Annotated in this window: 2 protein-coding genes, 3 tRNA genes and 1 rRNA gene; all 6 read left to right on the top strand. The window is 29.3% G+C overall.

What is annotated here, in order from left to right:
• Positions 1–68 precede the first annotated feature (68 nt).
• The 6 genes from RH99_RS17490 (at position 69) to RH99_RS17465 (ending at position 4,824) form a co-directional block, all read left to right on the top strand.
• Positions 69–143, top strand: a tRNA-Asn gene (locus RH99_RS17490).
• Positions 144–549: 406 nt separating this feature from the next.
• A complete protein-coding gene (locus tag RH99_RS17485; protein WP_010241346.1) occupies positions 550–1,941 on the top strand; it encodes a glycine--tRNA ligase in 1,392 nt (463 codons plus the stop codon).
• A gap of 1,015 nt (positions 1,942–2,956) precedes the next feature.
• Positions 2,957–4,333, top strand: a complete 1,377-nt coding sequence (murD, locus tag RH99_RS17480) for a UDP-N-acetylmuramoyl-L-alanine--D-glutamate ligase (RefSeq protein WP_010241343.1) — start codon at positions 2,957–2,959, stop codon at positions 4,331–4,333.
• Between the two features lie 214 nt (positions 4,334–4,547).
• Positions 4,548–4,664 (top strand): 5S ribosomal RNA (gene rrf, locus RH99_RS17475).
• Positions 4,665–4,668: 4 nt separating this feature from the next.
• Positions 4,669–4,745, top strand: a tRNA-Ile gene (locus RH99_RS17470).
• Between the two features lie 3 nt (positions 4,746–4,748).
• Positions 4,749–4,824, top strand: a tRNA-Ala gene (locus tag RH99_RS17465).
• Positions 4,825–5,565: the final 741 nt, after the last annotated feature.

Below are 5,565 nucleotides of genomic sequence, written 5' to 3'. Positions count from 1 at the left end.
TAATATCTTGTTATAATAATATATGTAAGTGAGGCAAACAACACTTACAAAACAAATTAATAAAATATTCCGCGATAGCTCAACGGTGGAGCACTCGGCTGTTAACCGATAGGTTGAAGGTTCGAATCCTTTTCGCGGAGCCATTTTTATTTTTTGTATGATTTTTAATTTTAAAAATTGTCTACTATATTTTATATATAAAATTAAATAGAATAATAACTACACAATGATAGAGAAAAGTAATTTTAAAATTTTTTTTAGAGAAGTTATGTATGGTGAGAATGACTAGAATTTTAATCTGAAGGGAACTCTTGAGTGTAAAAAGAGCATAGAGCAGGGCTAATGCCAATAAGGGTGGAACCGCGGAATTTAATTTTCGTCCCTTAGGGTATTAGTTCTTTTTTTATTTGCAAATATTACTTTTATATGTTTTATTTTAAAATTAAATCATAATCCAATCTTAATAAAAGTTTTTTTGCTAATAAATTTATATAAAATAATTATTTTATAAGTAAGTAATTTTAATATTATATCTAGGAGGTTTTATACATGTCTTTTGAAAAAACAATGGATAAGATAGTTGGTCTTGCAAAAAATAGAGGTTTTGTATTCCCGGGTTCTGATATATATGGAGGACTAGCAAATTCTTGGGATTACGGCCCTTTAGGGGTTCAGTTTAAAAATAACGTAAAAAAAGCTTGGTGGAAAAAGTTTATACAAGAAAGTCCATACAATGTAGGACTTGATTGTGCAATACTTATGAATAGTGAAGTTTGGGTAGCATCAGGTCATGTTGGTGGCTTTTCTGATCCACTTATGGATTGCAAAGATTGTAAATCAAGATTTAGAGCTGATAAGCTTGTAGAAGAGCATATGGCGGAGCAAGGTATAGATGATGTTAGTGCCGATGGTTTCACAAATGAAGAATTAAAAGATTATATACAAAAGAATAATATAGTTTGTCCTAAATGTGGTAAAAATAATTTTACTGACATAAGAAAATTCAATTTGATGTTTAAGACTTTTCAAGGTGTTACGGAGGATGCTAAATCTGAAATATTTTTAAGGCCAGAAACTGCTCAAGGAATATTTGTAAATTTTAAAAATGTTCAAAGAAGCTCCAGAAAAAAAGTACCTTTTGGAATAGGTCAAATTGGTAAAGCTTTTAGAAATGAAATTACACCAGGTAATTTTACTTTTAGAACAAGAGAATTTGAACAAATGGAACTTGAGTTTTTCTGTAAACCGGGAACTGATTTAGAATGGTTTAAATATTGGAAGGATTATAGCTTTAATTTCTTATTAAATTTAGGAGTTAATAAAGATAATTTAAGAATTAGAGATCATTCAGCAGAAGAATTAGTTTTTTATAGTAAAGCAACCTCTGATATAGAATATAAATTCCCATTTGGATGGGGAGAGCTATGGGGAGTGGCAGATAGAACTGATTATGATTTAAGTAAACACATGGAACATTCTGGTGAGGATCTAAACTATTTAGACCCGACTACTAATGAAAAGTATATACCATATGTTATTGAACCTTCACTTGGTGCTGATAGGGTAACCTTGGCATTTTTAGTTGATGCATATGATGAAGAGGAACTTGAAGGTGGAGATATAAGAACCGTTCTTCATTTTCATCCAGCATTAGCTCCTTTTAAAGCAGCTATACTGCCACTTAGTAAGAAACTTTCAGAGAAAGCTATGAATGTTTACAGTAAATTAAGCAAAAGTTTTAATGTGGACTATGATGAAGCGGGAAGTATAGGTAAGAGATATAGACGAGAAGATGAAATTGGTACTCCTTACTGTATAACTATTGATTTTGATACTTTAGAGGATGAGTCAGTTACGGTTAGGGATAGAGATACCATGAAGCAGATAAGAGTGAAAATAGAAGATTTAGAAAAATTTATAGAAGAAAAAGTAAACTTCTAAAATTTATTAATAGAAATTAAGTTTTATTAAAATTTTGTTGATGAGATTTAATAATTAAAAACTGATACTATCAAGCTATTTTTATTATATACTTGATAGTATTTTGTTATTGTTAGCTATGAGTAAATTTAACTACGTGAATTGTGAGATAAATTATTTTCTCCATCTTAGACTGAAATTAATTAGGTATGGTATTGAAAATTATATATTGTAAATTTTTAACTATATTTATTTTATATATAATATTACAATTAAATAAAAAAAGAGTCGGATACAAAATCCGACTAAATAGGGTTTAATCATGGGGATATGTTATATGTTCAATTAAAACTTGGGGAATTATATTAATGTTTTCCTTACGGCACAAACATAGTATAACATAATAAAGTCGAAATTTGCAATACTGAGTGACAAAGTTATAAAATTAAATAAATTCTCACAATTTCCACATTAATAATTATTCTAACTGTATATTATACTAACGCAATTGCTTAGTATTAAACTAATAATTCCTATTAATAGAGCAGCGTATTTTGATGATTTATTAGTCTTAGTATTTGAAATTAAAATAATGTTTACTATTATACCTAATGGAAATGGAATTTTATAATTTATAGTTATATATATTTGAGTTAATATCCAAATAAACATAAGCTTTAAAATATATAAGTCTTCAGGTGAATGCTTTTTTAGCATAGGATATATATATTAAAGGACTAGAAAGCATTAAAGATAAAAATGGCATTTAAAATTCCTAGTTAAAATTAATATTAATAAATTATATGACATGATTATAATAAAATATTAGTTATGTTTAAAAAAATTTTTAAAGTGTTATAATTAGAAATGATGTACTAATGGTACAATATTAAATGTTGATATTTATACTTGATAGATGTTATTTAGTGAAAGAAGAATACATATTAATAATTTATTTTTATAATTGATATGAGGCTATTTATATAAGTAATTGGAATCAAATAATAATTGATAAATAATATTTTCGGGGGTAATTATGAATAAAGATTTTTGCGATTTTCAAAAATTTATAAAGGATAAGAAAACAGCAGTTGTAGGCATTGGTATAAGTAACAGACCACTAATTGATTTTCTTATAGAATTAGGTGCTAGAGTTACAGCATTTGACAAAAAAACAAAGAAGGAAATAGGTGATATAGCTATTGAATTAGAAACAAAAGGAGTAACACTGATAGTTGGGGAAGATTATTTAGATTTTCTTAAAGGATATGAAGTCATATTTAAGACCCCATCAATGAGGATAGATAGCCCAGCTCTTGTTAAGGCAAAACAAGAGGGAGCATATATAACTTCTGAAATGGAAGAGTTTGTTAGATATTGTCCTGCTAAAGTTATTGGAGTTACAGGAAGTGATGGAAAAACAACTACTACAACCTTGATATATAATATTCTTAAAGAAGAAGGATATAAGACTTGGGTAGGTGGCAATATAGGTACGCCGCTATTTACTAGGATAAAAGAAATGAAATCAGGAGATAGAGTTGTTTTGGAGTTATCAAGTTTTCAGCTTATGACTATGGATGTGTCACCACAAGTATCCATTATAACTAATTTAAGCCCAAATCATTTAGATATTCACAAAGATATGAAAGAATATATAAATGCTAAAAAGAATGTGTATAAATTTCAAGAGGATACAGACCTGCTTATATTGAATAAAGATAATGATATTACAGCGGATATGGCAGATGAAGCTAATGGAAAGGTTATGGAGTTTAGTAGGAAATACAAAGTAAAAGATGGAGCGTATTTCAGTGAAGGAAAACTATATGTACTAGATAAATTTGTTTGTAATAAAGAAGATATAGTAATAAAAGGAATGCATAATGTAGAAAATTTTCTAGCTGCTTTTTGTGCTACTACAAATGATGCAAGTATAAAGAGTATGAAGAAAGTAGCTACCACATTTTCAGGTGTTGAACATAGATCGGAATTTATAAGAGAGTTAGATGGAGTCAAGTATTACAATGATTCTATAGCTTCAAGTCCTACTAGGACGTTAGCAAGTTTAAGAGCTTTTGAAAAGAAAGTAATATTAATTGCGGGTGGATATGACAAGAATATTCCATTTGAACCTTTAGCACAACAGGGATCAACTATGATTAAGAAACTAATACTTTTAGGAAATACAAAGGATAAAATTGAAGCAGTATTTAATAAATTTATGAAAGATAAAAAAATATGTATACCTATAATTAAAGTTAATACATTAGAAGAAGCTGTGAATAAGGCCAAATCTGAGGCAGAAAGTGGTGATATAGTTACACTTTCTCCAGCCTGTGCTAGTTTTGATATGTTTCCTAATTTTGAGGTGAGAGGAAATAAGTTTAAAGAAATAGTGAATAAAATATAATATAATAAAATCTATGGGCTATAGTAACTGCTGTAAGAACTTACTTACATTATATCTTACAGCAGCTTTTCTATTTATCTGATTGTTACCGAAATTTTATTAAAAAAAGTAGTTGACAAAGTATAGTAACTTGGTTATAATTTATTACTGTAGTGAGGTTCTTGAGTATTTTCATAAATTATAAATTTATGAAAGAATTTCATTTATATGTATATCTGGTAATTATGACTTAGAGGAAACACCCGTTCCCATTCCGAACACGAAGGTTAAGCTCTAATGTGCTGATGGTACTGCAGGGGAAGCTCTGTGGAAGAGTAAGTCGTTGCCAGGTCTAAGGATCTTTAGCTCAGTTGGTTAGAGCAACCGGCTCATAACCGGTTGGTCCGGGGTTCGAGTCCCTGAAGGTCCACCATATGGGGGTATAGCTCAGTTGGGAGAGCATCTGCCTTGCACGCAGAGGGTCAAGAGTTCGAATCTCTTTATCTCCACCAAAGAACAGACTAATTTTAAATTAGTCTGTTCTTTTTTTTAGGTGTGCCCAGCATGAGCTCACCTAATGGGTGAAAGTCTCAAGCACGGGTTGATTAGTGCCAAGTGCATAGCTTAAGACAAGGGTGTCCAACGTGAGGCGGAATCTGAAGTGGGTCAGCGGCAAAACTCTGGTCTTATGAACAGAAACTACATATAAGACATATGATTCCTACTACTGGATTATAAAAAATACTTGCATGCAGATATGCGTATGAGAGAGCAAGCGGTAAAAAATATTATTTGGTAAAATGGATATAGATTTACTTCCAATTTGAAATCAAATTAGTATTGACTGCATTTTATCACATGTAAATCTAATTATAAATAGTACATAGTGTTTGTAACGAATTATACAAGAAAATAAATAAGTATAAATATAACATTTGTAGAGCTTCATGAATGTATATTTTAATTATTAATTTTAAGATTGATGATTATAAAAATAGTTTTAAACGCCGCCAGGTGTATCTATATAAGAATGATAAAGAATAAAGAAGTAAACGAAAGATTTAATAGAATAAGTGCCAATAGAGGTTTATAATGCATATGCACATTAATGTATATATGATAGAATACTACTTGTCGCTACGAGAGAACATCAGTAATTAATAAGTAATTAAAAATTCTTTTAAGATTTCTGAAAAAAAGTAGTTGACAATTAGTAAGTGTTTTGATATGATGTAAAAGTCGTCAGTTGATGA

This window comes from Clostridium arbusti SL206, assembly GCF_000246895.1.
Taxonomy (GTDB): Bacteria; Bacillota; Clostridia; order Clostridiales; family Clostridiaceae; genus Clostridium_I; species Clostridium_I arbusti.
The sequence above is the reverse complement of the archived record's forward strand: the minus strand, read 5'-3'. Positions and strand labels throughout refer to the sequence as shown.

Coding starts and splice junctions, on each gene's coding strand:
- RH99_RS17485 (WP_010241346.1), top strand. CDS start 550: ATGTCTTTTGAAAAAACAATGGATAAGATAGTTGGTCTTGCAAAAAAT.
- murD (WP_010241343.1), top strand. CDS start 2,957: ATGAATAAAGATTTTTGCGATTTTCAAAAATTTATAAAGGATAAGAAA.